At 29.4% G+C, this 19,025-nt stretch carries 19 protein-coding genes; 6 read left to right on the top strand and 13 right to left on the bottom strand.

Going from position 1 to position 19,025, the window contains the following annotated elements; genetic code table 11:
* Positions 1-8 precede the first annotated feature (8 nt).
* From ACMCMH_RS02265 to ACMCMH_RS02245, 5 genes are all read right to left on the bottom strand, one after another.
* On the bottom strand, positions 9-902 hold the full coding sequence (locus ACMCMH_RS02265; RefSeq protein ID WP_412726672.1) for a radical SAM/SPASM domain-containing protein: 894 nt from the start codon (positions 900-902) through the stop codon (positions 9-11).
* Between the two features lie 63 nt (positions 903-965).
* Positions 966-2,558, bottom strand: coding sequence for a phosphoenolpyruvate carboxykinase (ATP) (pckA, locus tag ACMCMH_RS02260; RefSeq protein ID WP_412726670.1), 1,593 nt, complete (start codon positions 2,556-2,558; stop codon positions 966-968).
* A gap of 8 nt (positions 2,559-2,566) precedes the next feature.
* The gene (locus ACMCMH_RS02255; protein WP_412726668.1) at positions 2,567-3,889 is read right to left on the bottom strand and encodes a sodium ion-translocating decarboxylase subunit beta; all 1,323 of its coding nucleotides are present in this window, start codon (positions 3,887-3,889) and stop codon (positions 2,567-2,569) included.
* 30 nt (positions 3,890-3,919) lie between these two features.
* Positions 3,920-5,737: a biotin/lipoyl-containing protein gene (locus ACMCMH_RS02250; protein WP_412726666.1), complete on the bottom strand. Its 1,818-nt coding sequence runs from the start codon at positions 5,735-5,737 to the stop codon at positions 3,920-3,922.
* Positions 5,738-5,739: 2 nt separating this feature from the next.
* Positions 5,740-5,994 (bottom strand): OadG family protein, encoded by a 255-nt coding sequence (locus ACMCMH_RS02245; protein ID WP_412726664.1) that lies wholly within the window; start codon positions 5,992-5,994, stop codon positions 5,740-5,742.
* Positions 5,995-6,359: 365 nt separating this feature from the next.
* On the opposite strand from ACMCMH_RS02245, the gene ACMCMH_RS02240 reads away from it, so the two are divergent.
* The 4 genes from ACMCMH_RS02240 (at position 6,360) to ACMCMH_RS02225 (ending at position 9,905) form a co-directional block, all read left to right on the top strand.
* Positions 6,360-7,016: a helix-turn-helix transcriptional regulator gene (locus ACMCMH_RS02240; RefSeq protein WP_412726662.1), complete on the top strand. Its 657-nt coding sequence runs from the start codon at positions 6,360-6,362 to the stop codon at positions 7,014-7,016.
* A 111-nt stretch (positions 7,017-7,127) separates the two neighbouring features.
* Entirely contained in the window at positions 7,128-8,174 is a 1,047-nt protein-coding gene (locus ACMCMH_RS02235; protein WP_412726660.1) for a CNNM domain-containing protein, read from the top strand.
* Positions 8,175-8,235: 61 nt separating this feature from the next.
* Positions 8,236-8,946, top strand: a complete 711-nt coding sequence (locus tag ACMCMH_RS02230) for a YebC/PmpR family DNA-binding transcriptional regulator (RefSeq protein ID WP_412726658.1) — start codon at positions 8,236-8,238, stop codon at positions 8,944-8,946.
* Positions 8,947-8,978: 32 nt separating this feature from the next.
* Positions 8,979-9,905: an exopolyphosphatase gene (locus ACMCMH_RS02225; RefSeq protein ID WP_412726656.1), complete on the top strand. Its 927-nt coding sequence runs from the start codon at positions 8,979-8,981 to the stop codon at positions 9,903-9,905.
* A 6-nt stretch (positions 9,906-9,911) separates the two neighbouring features.
* On the opposite strand, the gene pdxA is transcribed toward ACMCMH_RS02225, so the two are convergent.
* From pdxA to ACMCMH_RS02210, 3 genes are read right to left on the bottom strand one after another with little or no spacing between them, the layout of a single operon-like run.
* Positions 9,912-10,835, bottom strand: coding sequence for a 4-hydroxythreonine-4-phosphate dehydrogenase (gene pdxA / locus ACMCMH_RS02220; RefSeq protein ID WP_412726654.1), 924 nt, complete (start codon positions 10,833-10,835; stop codon positions 9,912-9,914).
* A gap of 2 nt (positions 10,836-10,837) precedes the next feature.
* Complete coding sequence (locus ACMCMH_RS02215; RefSeq protein WP_412726652.1) at positions 10,838-11,614, bottom strand: pyridoxine 5'-phosphate synthase; 777 nt, start codon at positions 11,612-11,614, stop codon at positions 10,838-10,840.
* Between the two features lie 33 nt (positions 11,615-11,647).
* Entirely contained in the window at positions 11,648-12,154 is a 507-nt protein-coding gene (locus tag ACMCMH_RS02210; protein WP_412726650.1) for a hypothetical protein, read from the bottom strand.
* A 136-nt stretch (positions 12,155-12,290) separates the two neighbouring features.
* Here ACMCMH_RS02210 and thrC point away from each other — a divergent pair, with 136 nt between their 5' ends.
* Positions 12,291-13,763 (top strand): threonine synthase, encoded by a 1,473-nt coding sequence (gene thrC / locus ACMCMH_RS02205; RefSeq protein WP_412726648.1) that lies wholly within the window; start codon positions 12,291-12,293, stop codon positions 13,761-13,763.
* A 40-nt stretch (positions 13,764-13,803) separates the two neighbouring features.
* On the opposite strand, the gene ACMCMH_RS02200 is transcribed toward thrC, so the two are convergent.
* From ACMCMH_RS02200 to ACMCMH_RS02190, 3 genes are read right to left on the bottom strand one after another with little or no spacing between them, the layout of a single operon-like run.
* Positions 13,804-14,664, bottom strand: a complete 861-nt coding sequence (locus ACMCMH_RS02200; RefSeq protein ID WP_412726646.1) for a phospholipase A — start codon at positions 14,662-14,664, stop codon at positions 13,804-13,806.
* 10 nt (positions 14,665-14,674) lie between these two features.
* Complete coding sequence (locus ACMCMH_RS02195) at positions 14,675-14,956, bottom strand: YggT family protein (RefSeq protein ID WP_412726644.1); 282 nt, start codon at positions 14,954-14,956, stop codon at positions 14,675-14,677.
* Entirely contained in the window at positions 14,953-16,230 is a 1,278-nt protein-coding gene (locus tag ACMCMH_RS02190) for a glutamate--tRNA ligase family protein (protein ID WP_412726642.1), read from the bottom strand. Before ACMCMH_RS02190 ends, ACMCMH_RS02195 begins: the two co-directional genes overlap by 4 nt.
* Before the next feature lie 121 nt (positions 16,231-16,351).
* On the opposite strand from ACMCMH_RS02190, the gene ACMCMH_RS02185 reads away from it, so the two are divergent.
* Positions 16,352-16,624 carry a hypothetical protein gene (locus ACMCMH_RS02185; RefSeq protein ID WP_412726640.1) on the top strand — a complete coding sequence of 91 codons (273 nt, stop codon included), beginning with the start codon at positions 16,352-16,354 and terminating at the stop codon, positions 16,622-16,624.
* 20 nt (positions 16,625-16,644) lie between these two features.
* Here ACMCMH_RS02185 and ACMCMH_RS02180 read toward each other — a convergent pair whose 3' ends face one another.
* Both ACMCMH_RS02180 and ACMCMH_RS02175 read right to left on the bottom strand, forming a co-directional pair.
* The gene (locus tag ACMCMH_RS02180; RefSeq protein WP_412726638.1) at positions 16,645-17,952 is read right to left on the bottom strand and encodes a M16 family metallopeptidase; all 1,308 of its coding nucleotides are present in this window, start codon (positions 17,950-17,952) and stop codon (positions 16,645-16,647) included.
* Position 17,953: 1 nt separating this feature from the next.
* Positions 17,954-19,009, bottom strand: coding sequence for a dehypoxanthine futalosine cyclase (locus tag ACMCMH_RS02175; protein ID WP_412726636.1), 1,056 nt, complete (start codon positions 19,007-19,009; stop codon positions 17,954-17,956).
* Positions 19,010-19,025: the final 16 nt, after the last annotated feature.

Raw genomic sequence — 19,025 nt, 5'->3', positions numbered from 1 at the left:
TTTTGATTTTATATTTTTGTAAATCTATTTTTAAAAGTACATTTTTTACATAACTCTTCAACTGCAATATTATTTTGAAAACCTTGTACAATATCTAAAGACTTTTTAGAAAAGAGGATTTCTTTTAGTGTTTGTTTTTTTAAATTTCCTAGATTAATAATTCCAAAACTATCTAAACAACAAGGAACAACTCTACCATTTGATAAAATCGCAATTTGAGAAGTAAGCCCATAACAATAGCCATTGGTCTCTTTTTCATCTAATAAGCTAGGCCATTTAAAATATTTGTCAAAGTCAATCAAAATTTGATTGTCTAATCTTTTAGATTTTGTATAGTCGATATCTGAAAGATCAATATTAAATTTCTTGGAGAGTTGTTTAAATATCTCTTGATTAAAGTTATTTTCACTATTTTGTGTATCTAAATTCCAAAGTCTAAAATTAATAAAACTATGAATCTTATTTCTTAGTTTTAAATCACAAAGCTTGAACATTGGATTCAAATATTCCAATAAAGAGATTTTCATCTCATTTTTATTATAACTATTAAGAGAGAAGTTAATTTGTTTGATTGCTTTATGTAAAAAAGTATTTAAGTTAAATTTATTTAAATAATAGCCAGTCGTTGTTATATGGATTTTAAAATGATAGATGGATGCTAAATCTAAGTATTTTTCTAAATTTGAAAGAGTTAATGGGTCTCCAAAAACATGTAGTGCTATATCTTTTGTGTATGGTTGTAATTGTTTTAGAATATTTTCAAACAATTCTAAACTCATAGTAGCTGTTTTACTTTCTTTTGTAGGACAAAAGCTACATGTAAGACCACATATATTGGTAAGTTCTATATAAACTTTGTGAAATTTATATTTGTGGGTATAAACGATATTTGTAGTTTGCAATTTTACTCCATAAAAAAAGAGAGTTTTTAAAACTCTCTTTTTTAAATATATTTAATAATACTATTATAGTTTAGCTTCTGGACCAGCCGCTGTGAAATCAAAATTACTATCATCAGTTAAGTATTTTTTGAAGTTTTCTCTATACATACCTGCAAGTTTTTTTGCAGTGTCATCATATTCCATTCTATCTTCCCAAGTGTTTCTAGGATTTAGTACTTCAGTATCAACACCTTTGAGTGTTTTTGGAATTTCTAGATTGAATAATGGTAATGTCTCAAATTCACTATTTTGAATACTTCCATCCAATATACCATTAATACAAGCTCTTGTATTTTTGATACTCATTCTTTTCCCTACACCATAAGAACCACCAGTCCATCCTGTATTTACAAGATAAACATTTACATTGTGTTTTTCAATTTTTTCACCAAGAAGTTTTGCATAAACTGTAGGGTGTAATGGTAAAAATGCTTCACCAAAACACGCACTAAATGTTGCAGTTGGTTCAGTGATTCCTCTTTCAGTTCCTGCAACTTTTGCAGTATATCCACTTAAGAAATAATACATTGCTTGCTCTCTTGAAAGTTTAGATACAGGAGGTAGTACACCAAAAGCATCAGCACTTAAGAATATAATATTTGTAGGATGTCCCCCCATCATAGATTCTTGATAATTATCTATATAGCTAATTGGGTAAGAAACACGAGTATTTTCTGTTTTACTTCCATCATCATAGTCAACTAGTTTTTCACCATCATCTTCATCATAAACAACATTTTCTAAAATAGAACCTCTTTTTATAGCTTTATAGATTTCTGGTTCAGTATCTTTATTTAGGTTAATTACTTTTGCATAACAACCACCTTCAAAGTTAAATACACCATCGTCATCCCAACCATGTTCATCATCACCAATTAAGGCTCTTTCTGGATCTGTTGAAAGTGTAGTTTTACCTGTTCCAGACAATCCAAAGAATAAAGCTGTATCACCATCTTTCCCAATATTTGCAGAACAATGCATAGGAAGTTTACCCTCTAATGGAAGCCAATAGTTCATCATAGAAAAAATTCCTTTTTTCATCTCACCTGCATACCATGTTCCACCAATAATTGCTGTATTTTCTTCTACATTAAATACAACAAAAACTTCAGAGTTTAATCCGTGTTTTTCCCAATCTTCATTTACTGTTTTACAAGCATTGTAAACCGTAAAATCAGGCTTGAATTCATCTAACTCTTCTGTTTTAGGCATAATAAACATATTATCAATAAAATGTGCTTGCCAAGCAATCTCTGTTACAAATCGAATTGATTTTTTACTTGTTGGGCTTGCTCCACAGTATACATCTGAAACATATAAGTCTTTACCGCTTAGTTGATCTTTTGCTTTTTCTAAAAGTTCTTCATAAGTTTCTTTCGAAATCTTTTTATTTACATCACCCCATGCGATAAAATTTTCAGATGGATCTTGACTTACAAAATATTTATCTTTTGGACTTCGTCCAGTAAAAATACCAGTTTCTATAATTGTTGCACCATTGTATGCGATAACAGCACCATCATGGTCAATAGCGTTGTTTATAAGATTTTCTCTATCCATATTTCTGAAAATTTTATTTACATTTTTTAAGCCAAGAGAGTTTTTAATTTCTAACATTTTTTTTCCTATTTAAATATCGATAATAGTACACCGGCTGCAACCGCTGAACCAATAACACCAGCAACATTTGGACCCATTGCATGCATTAATAATATATTTGATTTGTCATATTCTTGACCAACTTTACTTACTACTCTCGCAGACATTGGTACAGCAGAAACTCCAGCAGCACCAATAAGTGGATTGATTTGTTTATCTTTAGGACTTAATTTATTCATAATTTTAGCCATAATCACACCAGCTGCAGTACCTGCACTAAATGCTATAAGACCAATAACCATAATTCCCATTGTGTCAAGTACTAAAAATTTATCAGCTGCTAGTTTTGAACCTACACCCAATCCTAAAAATATTGTCACGACATTAATTAGAGCATTTTGCATTGTATCACTTAGTCTATCAACAACACCTGATTGTTTTGCAAAGTTACCAAATGCAAATGCACCAATAAGAGGAGTTGATTCAGGTAAAATTAGAATAGCCATCATTAAAATTAAAATTGGTAAAAAAAGTTTTTCTAGTTTATGTACTTTTCTTAAAGCTGGCATCTTAATTTTTCGTTCTGCTTCTGTTGTTAAGGCTTTCATAATAGGAGGTTGAATAACAGGTACTAGTGCCATATAACTATATGCTGCAACTGCTATAGCTCCTAACATCTCTGGTGCTAGCCTATTTGCAATAAAAATTGATGTAGGACCATCTGCTCCACCAATGATTGAGATAGCTGATGCTTGTTGTAAATCAAATCCTAAGTAAACAGCTCCAACTAAAGAACCAAAGATTCCAAATTGTGCTGCCCCACCAAGGATAGCAGTTTTAGGGTTTGCAAGGAGTGGACCAAAATCAGTCATAGCTCCAACACCCATAAAAATTAGGAGAGGGAAAAACTCATTTGCAATTCCCATGTTGTATATTATTCCTAACATTCCATGAGGTCCACCCATATTTGCAAGTGGGATATTAGCTAGTAATCCTCCAAATGCAATTGGTAGTAGCAGTAGCGGTTCAAACCCTTTTGCTATTGCTAAATAAAATAATATTCCAACTATTAAAAACATAATGATTCTTCCCCATGTTTGTTCAAAAGTTGTCATTATTCTTTCATCTCCAGCATGTGGTTCTGAAGTCATTACATCATCACTAGGATTAATAATGGCATTTATTCCTGTTGTTTCATAAAATGATGTAACCAATCCACTTAATGTTTTTGCAGTGTATTCATGTTCTTCTGTACTTATTTCCGTTGTTTTTGCATCATTTGCAAATGAGTTAACACTAAAAATAGATATTAACATCATAAAAACAACAGAGATGATTTTTTTATTCATTATTTTCTCCCAAACTTTAGTTTATAATAATTAGCTTATTACAGCTATAGTTTGACCCTCTTCAACAGCATCATTAGGTTTAACTTGGATTGAAGTTATAGTTCCTGCAGCTGGTGCTTCGATATCAATTTCCATTTTCATAGCTTCTAAAATTGCAATCACTTGCCCTTTTTCAACTTTATCGCCTTCATTTACTAGTATTTTCCATACATTTCCATTTACTGATGCACCAACTTCTACACCTGAACCACTTGGAGTAGGTGTTGCTGCAGGAGCTGCTGCAACTGGAGCTTCCGATGCAACTGGAGCTACAACTTGTATATCTGCATTACCTTCTGCTACTTGAACACTAAACTTTTTTCCATCTACTACTACTGTATAATTACCATCAGCCATTTTTGAACATCCTTTTTCTTCTATTTTTTCTTCAACTTTTTCTTCACTTATTTTTCTTACATTTAATGGTGAATCACCTTTTAAAAATGCAATACCCTTCTCATCACAAGCAGCAGCAATAAAAATATTTTCTTCTGTTGTTTCTAAACCTTCGATCTCAAGTCTTTCTTTCCAAGCAGCAATAGATTTTGTAACATCTTTGTCCGCAATATCAAGAGGATTTTCTTTTGTTGGATCTAATTTTAATTTTTCAGAAGCTAATTTAACAACTTCTTCATCTGGTTCAACTGGAGTATTCCCAAAATAACCTAATACCATTTTCCCATACCCCGGAGCAATTTGTTTCCATGGTCCAAAAAATACATTTGCATACGCTTGTTGCCAGTAAAATTGAGAAACAGGAGTTACAGAAGTACCATAACCACCTTTTTCAACAACCTCTTGCATAGCCTCAATAACTTCTGGAAATTTGTCTAAAGTATCATTATCTCTCATCATTTGAGTATTTGCAGTTAATGCTCCGCCTGGCATAGGTGAGAACGGAATAAGTGGAGAAACTTGAGTTGCTTCAGGTGGCATCATATAGTCACTTAAACAGTCTTTTAATGTTTCTTGATATTTAAGAATCTTATCGATACTTAATCCACCTAAGTCGTAGTTAGTACCTTTTGTAGCATGTAGCATTGTTAAAATATCTGGTTGTGATGTTCCACCACTTACTGGTGAATTAGCTAAATCAATTCCATCTGCACCAGCTTCAAGTGCTGCTAAATATGCTGCAACCGAAACACCAGCTGTTTCATGAGTATGAAGTCTAATATGAGTGTCATCCCCAAGTAGTTTTCTAGCCATTTTAATAGTTTCATAAACTTTATTAGGATTTGCAGTTCCACTAGCATCTTTAAAACAGATTGAATCATATGGTAAACCACTATCAAGAATTTGTCTTAAAGTTTTTTCATAAAATGCAACATCATGTGCACCTTCACATTTTGGAGGTAAATCCATCATTGTTACTACAGCTTCATGATTTAGACCATGGTTCTTTATACACTGTGCTGAATATTCTAAGTTATTGATATCATTTAAAGCATCAAAGTTTCTAATAGTAGTAGTTCCATGTTTTGCAAATAGTTTTGCATGTAAATCAATTAGTTCACGACTTCCTGTATCCAACATTACTGTATTGATACCTCGTGCAAGTGTTTGTAAATTTGCATCAGGACCAACTATTGATCGAAATTTGTCCATCATTTCAAACGCATTTTCTTGTAAGTAGAAGTAAAGTGATTGGAATCTTGCTCCTCCACCAAATTCGAAATGTGTAATTCCTGCATCTTTTGCAGCTTCAACAGCTGGAAAAAAATCATTCATAAGAACACGACCACCAAATACAGATTGAAAACCATCTCTGAATGTTGTGTCCATTACATCAATATATTTTTTTGACATTGTTATTTACCTTTTTGATTGTTATAGTGTATAATAGCGGCTGTGATAGCGGCTGTAGTGTCTTTGTCATCTGTAGGAGCTGCTTTTTGAGGCTTCCATGTGGCGACTTTTTCTTTCTCAACTATTGGAAAAAATTTTGATATTAGAAACGCTTGTAATTTTAATGCAAAAATCATAACGGTTAAAAATAAAAAAACTATTCCCATACCCAAAGCCATAAATTTTAAGGCTTCTGAGACTAAATTAATTTCTTCCATAAACTACTCTCCATGTTATTTTGTTTTAAGATGTAAAATGTAACTGATGCTACTACCTCAAACTAAATTGCCACATTTTATAGAAATATTGCTTTAGTAAATATTTAATTTGCCTATAAATTATTTTAAATTTGCAAAATAAATATATCTACAAAATTATTTCGCACAATTTATATATGAATTTATCGACTTTTTTTGTAAATTTTATATATTTAGTATTCATCATACATCCTTTATAGTTTCTGTTAAATTATGACAAAATAAATTTACATTTTAAAAAAATATTGCATTTTGTTATCTTTTTTCTTAAAATATTTGTTTTTTGTGATATAATGCATTAAATTTATATCTAAAAGGGATGAATTATGTTTAATATTAATGAAATTATTGAAAAACTTCGCGATGTATTATCTAGTGAAAAAAATGATGGTAAAGTATTTGATAAAGATATAGCAAATGCATTGGAATTAACAAGTGTTAATTTTGCTACTATGAAAAAGAGAAATAGCGTTCCTTTTTCAAATATTTTAGATTTTTGTGCATTAAAAAAGATTTCAATCAATTGGATGTTATATGGACAAGATCCAAGTAGTTTAATAGATAGTACTGATAAATATTGGATAAAATATTTTCCTACAATCAATGTAAGTGCAGGTGGAGGTGCTTATGATAATGAAGAGGAGTATGAAAAATTAGATCTGCCAGATTTTTTTGTTGACTTGATTGGTGGAAGAGATAATGTAAAAAATATAGAAGCTATTAATGTTACAGGTGATAGTATGGAACCAACACTAAATAATGGTAATATTATTTTTATTGATAAAACCAAATATGATGTATCAAAAGATGGTATTTATGCTTTTATAAATGAAAATGGACTATTTGTTAAAAGGATTCAAAGACGAGTAGATGGTGAACTTGATATCATTTCAGATAATAAAGAATATCCTAAACAAGTTGTTACAAAAGACGGTATTGATATTTTAGGAAAAGTGGTAAGCTCTATAGGAAAAGTCTTTTAAGCTAATTATTAATATACAATTTGATATAATATTTCAAATTTAAAATTTATGGAGTAATTAATTGGATACCTATCCCCCCTCGTACTTGATGTTAAATAGAAAAGGTTGTTTATGGAATATTTAATCTTTTTATTTGTATTAGTTATTGGTGTTTCTTTTTTATGTTCTGTTTTAGAATCAATATTGTTATCAACAAATGTATCTTATATTTCTGTTTTAGAACAAGTAAATCCACCCGCTGGTGCGCTTTTAAAAAAACTTAAAAAAGATGTTGATAAGTCAATCTCATCTATTCTTATATTGAATACTTTTGCAAACACTTTAGGTGCTACTGCTATTGGTGTACAAGCTCAGACTGTTTTTGATAATGACAGTAATCTCGTACTACTTGTTTCAATTGTATTGACATTTTTAATTCTTTTCTTTGCAGAAATTATACCAAAAACAATAGGTGCTATTTATTGGAAAGAGTTAGCTCCCCTTGCTGCTAGATTGATTGGTTTTTTTATTTTTATTACATATCCTATAGTAATACTCACTTTATTTGTTACAAGAAAAATCAGTAAAAATAATGAAGGTGATACTGTTTCACGAGAAGAGTTAATTCATTCAGCACTTTTGAGTGAAGAAGATGGAATGATTAATAATATGGAATCTGATATCATTGAAAATGCCTTAAATCTAAAAGGTATAAAGATAAAAGATATTTTAACACCAAGAAGTGTTGTATTTGCTGTTGAAAAAAATACTCTTATTAAAGATTTATTAGAAGATAAGAGAACATATAAGTTTTCAAGATTACCTATTTATGATGGGACTATCGATAATATAATTGGGATGGTTTTAACCAAAAAGATTTTTAAACACGCAATAAAAGATGCCAATGTTCCAATATCGGATATTATGATAAAAGTAGAACGAATTCATGAAAGTATACCAGTTTTAAAAGCATTAACTAGTTTTACGAAAACAAAAGGGCATATGCTTATTGTTGTTGATGGATATGATCAAACAGAAGGTATTGTTACTTTAGAAGATTGTTTAGAAACATTATTAGGTTTAGAAATTATGGATGAACTTGATACAACTGAAGATATGAGAAAACTTGCTACGACTAAAATGAAAGCAAAAAGAAAAGAGCGTGAATCAGAAAACTAAAAGTTTTTTGCTATTTTCGTTATGATATAATAATTTAAAGAAAACAGGAGATTAACTAATTATGGGTAGAGCCTTTGAATATAGAAAAGCAGCTAAAATGAAAAGATGGGGAAATATGTCTCGTGTATTTCCTAAACTTGCCAAAGCAATTACAATGGCAGCAAAATCAGGAAGTAGTGATCCAGATACTAATGCAACTTTACGAAGTGCAATTACAACTGCAAAAGCACAAAATTTACCAAAAGATAATATCGAAGCAGCTATTAAAAGAGCAACTGCAAAAGATGCAGCAAACTTAAGTGAAGTTAATTATGAAGGTAAGTGGAATAATGGTGTTTTAATATTTGTTGAAACTGCAACAGATAATAGTACACGAACTGTAGCTAATATAAAAACAATTTTTAAAAAAGCTGGAGGAATGCTTGTACCAACAGGTTCTTTAGAGTTTCATTTTGATAGAAAAGCAATTTTTGAGATGAAAAAGCCTGAAATGGATATAGAAGACTTAGAGATGGAATTAATTGATGCTGGATTGGAAGAGATTAAAATAGAAGATGATGAAACTATATCTATATATGCTGATTATACAGATTTTGGTAACATGTCGAATAAACTCCATGAACTAGAATTAGAGTATGAAAAAGGTTCATTACAAAGAGTTCCAAATGCGCCAATTGAGATTACAGATGAACAGATGGAAGAATTATCTGCATTATTAGAAAAGTTGGAAGATGATGAAGATGTTCAAAATGTATATACAAATTTAGAATAGTTGAATAGATAATAATTTAAAAGGATTTAAAAATGGCAGAAAAGTTTAGACTTGTTACTAGAAGTGATATGGATGGTTTAGTGTGTGCAGTTATATTAAAACAACTTGATCTTATTGATGAGATCACATTTGTACATCCTAAAGATATGCAAGATGGAAAGATTGAAATTACTTCAAATGATATTATTACAAATTTACCATATTGTAAAGAAGCATACATGGTTTTTGATCACCATGAGAGTGAAACCATCAGAAATGAAAAAGCTGATAATCATGTAATTATTGCTGATGCTCCTAGTGCTGCTAGAGTTGTATATGATTATTATGGTGGTAAAGCAAAATTACCTAATATTAGTGAATTGATGATGAATGCTGTTGATAAAGCTGATGCAGCGCAGTTTAGTGTTGATGAGATTTTACATCCTGAAGGCTGGGAACTTTTAAGTTTTATCATGGATTCAAGAACAGGTCTTGGACGATTTAGAGATTTCCGAATTTCAAATTATCAATTAATGATGGATCTTATTGATTATTGTATTGATCATGAAATTGAAGATATTATGAAGCTCCCTGATGTTGTTGAAAGAACTGAATTATACAAATCGTATGAAGATAAATTTAGAATGCAATTAGAAGAGTGTTCTATTATGTATAATAATTTAATTGTATTAGATTTAAGAGATGAAGAGATTATTTATCCTGGAAATAGATTTATTATGTATGCTGTAAATCCAGAAATAAATATCTCTATTCATGTTCTAAATGGTTTTCAAAATCAAAATACAGTATTTGCTATAGGAAAATCTATAGTAAATAGAAATTCTAATACTAATATTGGTGAGTTGTGTTTAAAATATGGTGGTGGTGGACATCACGCTGCAGGAACTTGTCAAATTGATAATGATAAAGCAGAAGAGGTATTAGAAGAGTTAATAGAAAAGATAAACCAAGACGGTTAATCTTCTCTATTTAGCTAATTTAATAGCTTCTTTTATAGCATTGATATAGCTTTTATTTGATAGTTTATTTTGTTTTTTATAGGCTATGTCAAAAGCAGTTCCATGATCTACTGATGTTCTAATAATTGGCAGATTTAAAGAAACATTTATGCTCTCTTCAAAATGTAAAGCTTTCAAAGGTGCCAGACCTTGGTCATGATACATAGCGCAGAAGTACTTATATTTTTTTCTTACATTAGGTGTAAATGCTATGTCAGGTACGAGTAGATCAAATTTTTGATTTGTAACTTTAGTTGCTTTTTTGATTGCTTTTTTGATGATATCTTCTTCTTTACCTAACACACCATTATCTCCAGCATGAGGATTTAGTCCTAATACTCCTATTGTTGTATTTTTTTCTATTGAAATATCATTCACAAAATCAATTAAAAATTTTGATAATTTTGATAGTTTTAGTTCACTAGCAACTTTTTTTAAAGCAATGTGTTCTGTATAAAGTGCCACAAACATTTTTTCACATCCAAGCATCATAATTGCATTTTTTTTAAATATATCTCTAAGCATATCTGTATGTCCAACATAGTGTATATTTGCTTTACTCCATGCTTCTTTATTGATGGGAAGAGTACAAATAGCATCTACTTGATTGACCTTAGCTAATTGTATTGCTTGTAGAAAAGAGTCATATGAAAATTGACCTGAATCTTTTTTTACTTTCCCAGGATTAATTTTTGTTTGTAAAAATTGACCAGATAAAGTAAAGTTTGATGGAATCTTTATTTGTAATTTTTTGGTAGCTTTTTTGAGAATTTTTTTGTTGACACAATATATTGGATCACAAAGTTTTGATATAGTCTTGTGATTTTCTAAAGCGAGTTGAATGCCTACTCCATTAATATCACCTAGGCTAATTGCTATTTTTTTTAACATAATTAAATAAGCTCTTTCATCTCTAAAATAGCATCTTTAAGACCAGTAAATACACTTCTAGCAATGATACTTTGACCAATATTTAATTCTGATATCTCATTTATTTTTGTCATATAGTTCACATTTTGATAGTTTAATCCATGTCCAGCTGCAATTTTGAGTCCTAGTTGTGCTGCTGTTTTTGATGCAACTTTTATCTCCTGTACTGAGTTATTAAGTTTTTGAGTTAATTCAGCTCTTGGAAGTTCTAACTCTTTAATAGTATGATGTGATTTGTTAAGACCACTATTAAGCATCGCGTAAATATTTGCAAAACTACCTGTGTGAAGCTCTATCCATTGGACACCTAAGTTTTTTGCTAAGTCAATTACTTCAAGATTTGGGTCAATAAAAAGAGAAACTTCAATTTCACATTTGTGTAGTTTATTGACTACTTTTTCAATCTGTTCATAATTACACTCCACATCAAGACCACCTTCTGTTGTAACTTCTTGTCGATTTTCAGGTACTAGTGTTACTCTGTGTGGTTTATATTGACAGGCTATTTCTATCATCTCATCATTGATACTACATTCTAAATTCACAGGTAATTGAGACAACTCTATTATGTTTTTAGTGTCACTATCTTGCATATGGCGTCTATCTTCTCTTAAGTGAATAGTGATTTGATCAGCTCCTGCTAGTTTACATATACCTAATGCATCTAAAGGGTTTGGATCGTTTATTTTTCTTGCTTCTCTCAAAACAGCGATATGGTCTATATTTACACCTAACAACATTTTAAATCCTTATTTTTAATATTTTGTATTTTATCAAATATATTCTAAATTCAATTCATTATTTACATAATATATTTCAGCATTAAAAATATTACCTCTTTGTGATTTTAAATTTGTAAGTTTTAACTCATCACCTTTAAATAGTCTTTTTACTTGCCTAAATGTAAGTAGTTTATTCATAAATCGTTCCCAAATTATTTTTTCACATGAGTTGCATTTATATCCTTGTGATATTTTTGTAACTTCACCACCACATTCACATAAAAAAAGAGTGGTTGATTTTGTTTCTTCATCAAAAATCAACTCTAATTTTCCATCTTGAATGATAGCTTTTGTGTCATATAAAGAGTTTGTAGAAGACTTGAAACCTTTGAGTAAAAATGATTCACCTTTAAAAAGTTTTTTAACCTCTTTATCTTTAAATTCTCTTTTATAACTATATTTCCAAACTTGAGCTTTACATTTATTGCATTCATACAAAGCATCGAATATTTGCACATCTCCGCCACATTGACATTTTGAAAGTATTGGTATATCCATAAAAACCCCTTTTTTATTTTAAATTTTAACAAAAAAAATCAATTTGAATAAAAAATATTACAAAATGCAATTTAATATCTTTTAACGAGCTTTTAGATAAAATCACTCAATTTAATAGAAATTAAGGAATATATAAATGAGTTTTATAGAAACACGAGGAAATGATGGTATACGAGCTAGAGAAGTTGAGTTTTCAGATGCAATTTTAAACCCAAGTTCATCTTTTGGGGGACTTTATGTACCAAAAGAGATACCAAACCTAGGAACTGATTTTATAACTAAACATTTAAATACTACATATAAAGAGTTAGCTTTTGATATTTTGAAGGCCTTTAAAATTGATATTGATGATGATACAATCAGTGAAGCACTAAGTTTATATGATAGCTTTGATAATCCAAACAATCCATCACCTGTCGTAAAAATAAAAGATGACCTTTTTGTAAATGAACAGTACCATGGACCTACAAGAGCGTTTAAAGATATGGCACTCCAACCATTTGGTTCTATTTTAAGTTCAGTTGCTAAAAAAAGAGGAGAGCAGTATCTTATACTTGCTGCAACTTCTGGAGATACTGGACCTGCTGCACTTAATACCTTTAAAAATAAAGAAGGAATTAAAGTAGTGTGTTTGTATCCTGATGGTGGAACAAGTGATGTTCAAAGACTACAAATGGTTACTGAAAATGGTAAAAATTTAAAAGTTATTGGAATAAATGGAAATTTTGATGATGCACAAAATGCTCTAAAAAACCTTTTATCAAGTCAAAGTTTTAAAGATGAATTACAAAAAGATGGTATCAAATTAAGTGCTGCAAATAGTGTAAACTTTGGTAGAATTATATTTCAAATAGTGTATCATTTTCAAAGTTATTTAGAACTTTTACGACAAAATGAAATTACTTTAGGTGAAAAAATCTACATAGATGTACCAAGTGGAAATTTTGGAAATGTTTTAGGTGCTTATTATGCACAAAAAATGGGACTTCCTATTGAAAAAATGTTAGTCGCTTCAAATGAAAATAATATTTTAACACAATGGTTAACATTAGGTATTTATGATATTAGAGGTAAAGAACTAAAACTTACAAAATCACCAGCTATGGATATACTCAAATCTTCAAATATTGAGCGAGTTATTTATGATATTTGTGGGGCTTTTAGAACAAAAGAGCTGATGGATAACTTAAATGAGAAAGGTTACTTTGAGCATACAAAAGAGGAGTTAGCAGTTTTAAATAAATATTTTGCTGCTACATATAGTGATGATATTTATGGGCAAAAAACTATTAAAAGTTTTGTAGATGCTGGGTATTTGATGGATCCTCATACTGCTACATGTATCAAAGCATATGAAGATTTAAAAACAAAAGATTTAAAAACAGTAATTTATTCAACTGCAGAGTGGACTAAGTTTTCTCCAACAGTATTAAATGCACTCAATGAAGACGATAAGTCATATTCTGATGAAGTAGCTTTAAAAGAGATATCTTCTAAATTAGATTTAGAGATTCCTAAAACAATTAACGATTTATTTACAAGTGAAATATTACATGATACAATTATCGATATCAAAGACTTAGAAAAAGAGATTATCTCTTTTTTATAAATAGTGATTAAAAGAGGTTTTCCTCTTTTAATCATACCTTTTACTCCCAATCTGCTACAATTATACCAAAACTAACTCGTTGTATTTTTACATCATAATCAATCAAACTTTCCCCATATCCATTAAAGTAACGAATAAAAAAGTCAAAATTTTCATGCATAGATGGAAAAATAAAATCAACTTTTGTATTACCTTTTGAAGAGTGATAATCAAATATATCATTTTGGTGTGTTAATGAAAGTTTATAATTATCTGTTGCATAAGCGATAAAATATTTTTGTCGTCCTATATATTCTTCTAAATGAGGATTGTCATCACCTTTAGGGTCAGATAAAGAGTGTTTACTTCTTTCATCCCACCTATCCCAAATATCAACTCCATAGCTGAAATTATTATTTTGAAAGAGTAGATGAAGTTGTGTTCGATTCCAACTTCGTGAAGCTCCTATATCTTGTCCATTCGATTGATGAGCTAGTGAGAGTCGTATCTTTTGAAGGGTTGAGAAACCTATTTTTTTATTAGGATTCCATTCTACAAAAAGTTCCGGCATATAATTTGTTTCTCTAAAGGGTTTTGAATGTTCCCTATTATACACTTGCCAAAAAGAGTTTTGTGTATATGCTATAAATAAATTGGCATTTTCATTAAAAATATTCTCATAAAGTGGAAGTTTAAAGCTGATCTGAAATTGAGCTTCATTTGTATCTCTTTTATAATCTTTTTTATAGTCTCTATCACCATTTTGACTCCAATGTTTTTCAGTCAAATTATTAGGGCTGTAGCCTGCAAAAAGTAAAAAGTTTTCATGATGAGGCATTATTGTAAAAGGATTATTAGTATTTGAAACTTTTGCTGTTAAACTTTGTGTTAAACAGCAAAGAAGAATTATTGCTTTTAACAATAGCTTCATATTATAATATTTTACTAAATATATTTTGTACGAAAATTTCTATAAATTGAATAGCAAATATTAATATCAAAGGTGCCATATCCATACCGCCGAAAACTGTAGGGATATATCGTCTTACGAGTGCATAAGCTGGTTGTGTTAAGCGGTTTAACATCTGTACGATTGGATTATAAGGATCTGGTTGTACCCATGAAAGTAGGGCAGAAATAATAATAACCCACTTGTATAATGAAATAATTGTTATAAATATTGTAACAAATGCTACTAATAATGAATCTATCATTGTATAATTTCTCCTAAGTAATTTTTTATAAGAGGATATATTTGACTAGCATCTGGACCAGTTAAAGAACCTGTAAGTATGAATTTTAATGGCTTATCGAGTTTTTCATCTGTTAAGTTTGTTTTACTTGTTATATATTTTTGAAGATCGTCAAAAATATCAATAAATGGAGCATCTTTTAAACACTCTTTTATCATTAGACACTCTTTTTCAAAAGAATCTAATCTCTCCTTTTTCTTAAAAATAGTATCAATTTTCTCTTTGAGCTCTTTTGTTGTGCTACATTCATCAAGATATATTTTTGCTAGTGTTCCTATATCATTATCTGCAAATTTTAAAATTTTTGATAATCTCATATCATCTATATTTTTTAAATATTCTTTATTTATCAAATTTAATTCTTGAATATCAAATATTGGTCTATCTTGCGAAATTTTCGAGATATCAAACCATTGGATCGCTTCTTCCAGAGAAAATATTTTCTTTGGTGTCTCATAGCACAAAGAGATTAAATAGTTTGCTATAGCTACTGGTAAATAACCTTGTTCTATAAGCTTAGACACTGATAAATTTTCATGGTCAATATTATCTAAAAGTGGCAAATGGATATGCTTTATCTCTTTTTCATATCCCAATAAGTTTCTGATACGTATTTGTTGAGATGTTTCAATAAGTTGATTTTGTTTTTTGATAATTAATGAGATATCATAAAGCATATCATCTACAGCAGAAGCATAATTAAGAGTAGGTGACTTGTCATGATCTAATATTATGCAACTGTCTACATCAGATGGTTTATATTCTAAGTCATTATGTAATATATCTGTAAAACTAAGATTCTTCTTTGGTTTTTTTACTCGAACAACAAAAGGTGCATTGCAATTGAATTTTGTTTCATCACTTATGGATTCACAAAATCCGCTATATGAGTAAGGTTGATTTTCTTTTTGAGCAATCTGTTTATCTTTTTCTAATGCTTCATCACTACAAAAACAATTGAATGCTTTTTTATCTAGAAGAAGTTTCATCGCCATTTGTGTATGATATTTGATGTTTTCACTTTGATATACTACTTTTGAATAATCAATACTAAATAAATTGAGTATATCTATAATCTCTTTATCTTTATTTTCAATAGTCTTTTTTTTGTCAGCATCGTCTACTCTTATCAATAACTCTTCATTGAGTTGTTTTGATAATATATGATTAAATAGGGCAACTCTTAAGTCTTCTACTGTAATATCTTGAGTTGGATTGAGAGCAAATCTTATCAATTAAAATCCTTTTATCTAATTGGCGTAAGTATATCTAATTTGTAGTTAAAAATAAAGAATTTTACAATTTTTTTATATAAAAATTGATAGAATATTCTCTACTAATTATTAAAGGATAAATATGAAAAAAACTATGTCTATTGGAATTTTAGGTTCTATTATTGCTTTATGTTTTGCAGGTTGTCAACCAGCAAATATACAGGCTCAAATGAGAGTAGCAAGTGATAATTCAAATATGAAAACTAGATGTGAAGAAGTTGACATGAGAAGTAACACTGAGATGCAAGAAGTATTTAGTAAATATGATGGTTGGAGAGTATTCTATATTTCTGAATATACAACAAGTAATAAAATAGGTACTAGTGGTAGTATTTGTTTTGAAAAAAACAATTAAAATTTTGTAACTAAGTAATATTACTTAGTTACAGATTGAGTAACAATTGAAAAAGATAATTGATTTAATTCTTTATGTTTTTTAATAAAGTTATTTAACTCTTCTACTGAAAGTTTGTTTATTTTGTCTAATTCTTGTTTTGGATAATCAAAGGCAAGACCTCTATAATACAAATGAAATGCTCTGTTTAATCGTTGAGAAAATGTTTCTGTTCTTAAAGGCTCACTTCCTGTTAGAAATTTTTTAGCAGATTCAAGTTCCTCTTCTGTTATACCTGATTTAACAAATTTATTGACTATTTTACTTACCATCTTTTTTGCTTTTGTTGTATTGTCCAGTTTTGTTTGTAAGTATCCAGTAAAATGAGAATGTGATTTATTATTAACAATATTTCCATACGCACTATAAGCAAGGCCATGTTTAACTCGAATCTCTTCCATTAAACGGCTCCCAAAACCACTTCCCCCTAAGATAAATGAAGCAACTTTTGCTTTATAACTCTCTTTTGAGTCATAGTCAATATTAAATGGACTAGAAAAATATATATAAGATTGTTCTGTTTCTTTGAGTATTGTTTCCTCTTTAGCTTCTTTTGAACTTTTGATTTTATTAAAAACTGTTTTTCCATTATTTTTCAATTGTTGTAATGTTTTTTCTAAATCTGTTTCTATCTCCGAAAACTTTAAATCACCACCTGCAACAATGATCAAATTATCTAAATTCAAAATAGTATCTAGGTGTTTTTTTATATCTTTTAATTTTATGTTTTCAATATGTTTGATATTTCCACTACTAGGAAACTCAAGAGCGGTGTTTTTATATTGAATTTTTTTTAAATGTTTTGAAGCTATATAGTCAAAATCATTTTCTTTTTGTTTAAGTTTACTAATCTGAAGTAGTTTAATTTTATTAAGAGTCTCTTTTGTAAGGTTTGGGTCTTTTAATAATTGATTTAAATACTGCAATGCAAGTTTATATTCACTTTTTAAAGAACTAATCTCTATAACAAATGTTTCAAAACCAGTAGAAGTATGAATCGAAATAGCATTGTTTTCTAAATCTTTGGCAAAAGAGATTGCTCCATTTTTTTTTGTTCCTTCATTTAGTACTTTAGCCGTTAAATTTGTAATTCCTATTTTCTCTTTGTCATTAATGTATCCACTATTTTGGAAAACTAATTGAAGATTAAATATAGGCAAGTTATTGTTTTTTTCAAATATTACTGGAATATTAGTACCATTATGTTGAATTTCTTTAAGTGTTGCAGACATTGTTATCCCTTGTGTTATTAAAAATATAAATATAAATATTTTATAAAAATGTGCCATACTAAAATCTTTCTAAGATATCGTATGCTGTGTTTCTTTTTGCAGGTTTTTCACCTATGTCTCGAATTAAATCAATCATCTCATTTTGGTTCATACTGTTGGCTGCACCTGCTGCACTTACTACATTTTCTTCCATCATAGTACTTCCTAAATCATTTGCTCCAAATTTTAGTGCCATTTGCCCAATATAACTTCCTTGTGTTACCCATGAACTCTGAATATTAGGAAAATTATCTAAATAGAGTCTTGCAACAGCCAAAAGTCTTAAATATCGATTTGAACTTTGTGCAGGGATATTTGGTAACTCTTTTGCAAGTTTAGTGTGTGAAGATTGAAAACTCCACATAATAAAAGCTCGAAATCCACCTGTTTCATCTTGAAGTTCTCTAATTTTTTCCCAATGTCCTATAATTTGTTCATCCGTTTCAACTGTACCAAACATCATAGTTGCTGTTGATTTTACATCTAAAAGATGTGCTTGTCGATGCACCTCTAACCAATCTTTTACATCATGTTTTTTAGGAGCAATAATATCTCGTACTTCATCATTTAAAATTTCAGCACCAGCACCTGGAATAGAGGCCAATCCTTTTTCTTTTAATCTTCTTATAACTTCGCTATAACTAATTTTAGATATTTTAGAAATATAAGTGATCTCAATAGAGCTAAACCCATGGATATTTATCATTGGATATTTTGTGTGAATATGTTCAACTAAATCTTCATAAAAATCAATTTTTAGTTTAGGATGGACACCACCTTGAAAAAGAATTTGAGTTCCTCCAATAGCTAACAGTTCATCTATCTTTGCATCAATCTCTTCATAAGTTAATACATAAGCATCTTCATCTCTTGCATGCCGATAAAATGCACAAAATTTACAATCTACCCAACATATATTTGTATAATTAATATTTCTATCTACAACAAATGTAGTTATTTTTTCAGGGTGTAGTTCAAGTTTTTTTGCACTTGCCATTTTTCCTAAGTCAATAAGTGAAGCATTTTGAATTAAATCTAAAGCTTCTGCATTTGTTAATCTATTTTTTGGTGTCATTTTCTTACCTTGATCT

It is taken from the genome of Arcobacter sp. 15-2 (assembly GCF_047159865.1).
GTDB lineage: Bacteria > Campylobacterota > Campylobacteria > Campylobacterales > Arcobacteraceae > JAIOSF01.
This window is presented reverse-complemented; position numbering and strand designations above follow the sequence as displayed.

Excerpts from the sequence above, each read along its gene's own strand:
- pckA (WP_412726670.1), bottom strand. The coding sequence starts at position 2,558 with ATGTTAGAAATTAAAAACTCTCTTGGCTTAAAAAATGTAAATAAAATT.
- ACMCMH_RS02255 (WP_412726668.1), bottom strand. The coding sequence starts at position 3,889 with ATGAATAAAAAAATCATCTCTGTTGTTTTTATGATGTTAATATCTATT.
- ACMCMH_RS02250 (WP_412726666.1), bottom strand. The coding sequence starts at position 5,737 with ATGTCAAAAAAATATATTGATGTAATGGACACAACATTCAGAGATGGT.
- ACMCMH_RS02245 (WP_412726664.1), bottom strand. The coding sequence starts at position 5,994 with ATGGAAGAAATTAATTTAGTCTCAGAAGCCTTAAAATTTATGGCTTTG.
- ACMCMH_RS02240 (WP_412726662.1), top strand. The coding sequence starts at position 6,360 with ATGTTTAATATTAATGAAATTATTGAAAAACTTCGCGATGTATTATCT.
- ACMCMH_RS02235 (WP_412726660.1), top strand. The coding sequence starts at position 7,128 with ATGGAATATTTAATCTTTTTATTTGTATTAGTTATTGGTGTTTCTTTT.
- ACMCMH_RS02230 (WP_412726658.1), top strand. The coding sequence starts at position 8,236 with ATGGGTAGAGCCTTTGAATATAGAAAAGCAGCTAAAATGAAAAGATGG.
- ACMCMH_RS02225 (WP_412726656.1), top strand. The coding sequence starts at position 8,979 with ATGGCAGAAAAGTTTAGACTTGTTACTAGAAGTGATATGGATGGTTTA.
- pdxA (WP_412726654.1), bottom strand. The coding sequence starts at position 10,835 with ATGTTAAAAAAAATAGCAATTAGCCTAGGTGATATTAATGGAGTAGGC.
- ACMCMH_RS02215 (WP_412726652.1), bottom strand. The coding sequence starts at position 11,614 with ATGTTGTTAGGTGTAAATATAGACCATATCGCTGTTTTGAGAGAAGCA.
- ACMCMH_RS02210 (WP_412726650.1), bottom strand. The coding sequence starts at position 12,154 with ATGGATATACCAATACTTTCAAAATGTCAATGTGGCGGAGATGTGCAA.
- thrC (WP_412726648.1), top strand. The coding sequence starts at position 12,291 with ATGAGTTTTATAGAAACACGAGGAAATGATGGTATACGAGCTAGAGAA.
- ACMCMH_RS02195 (WP_412726644.1), bottom strand. The coding sequence starts at position 14,956 with ATGATAGATTCATTATTAGTAGCATTTGTTACAATATTTATAACAATT.
- ACMCMH_RS02185 (WP_412726640.1), top strand. The coding sequence starts at position 16,352 with ATGAAAAAAACTATGTCTATTGGAATTTTAGGTTCTATTATTGCTTTA.
- ACMCMH_RS02180 (WP_412726638.1), bottom strand. The coding sequence starts at position 17,952 with ATGGCACATTTTTATAAAATATTTATATTTATATTTTTAATAACACAA.
- ACMCMH_RS02175 (WP_412726636.1), bottom strand. The coding sequence starts at position 19,009 with ATGACACCAAAAAATAGATTAACAAATGCAGAAGCTTTAGATTTAATT.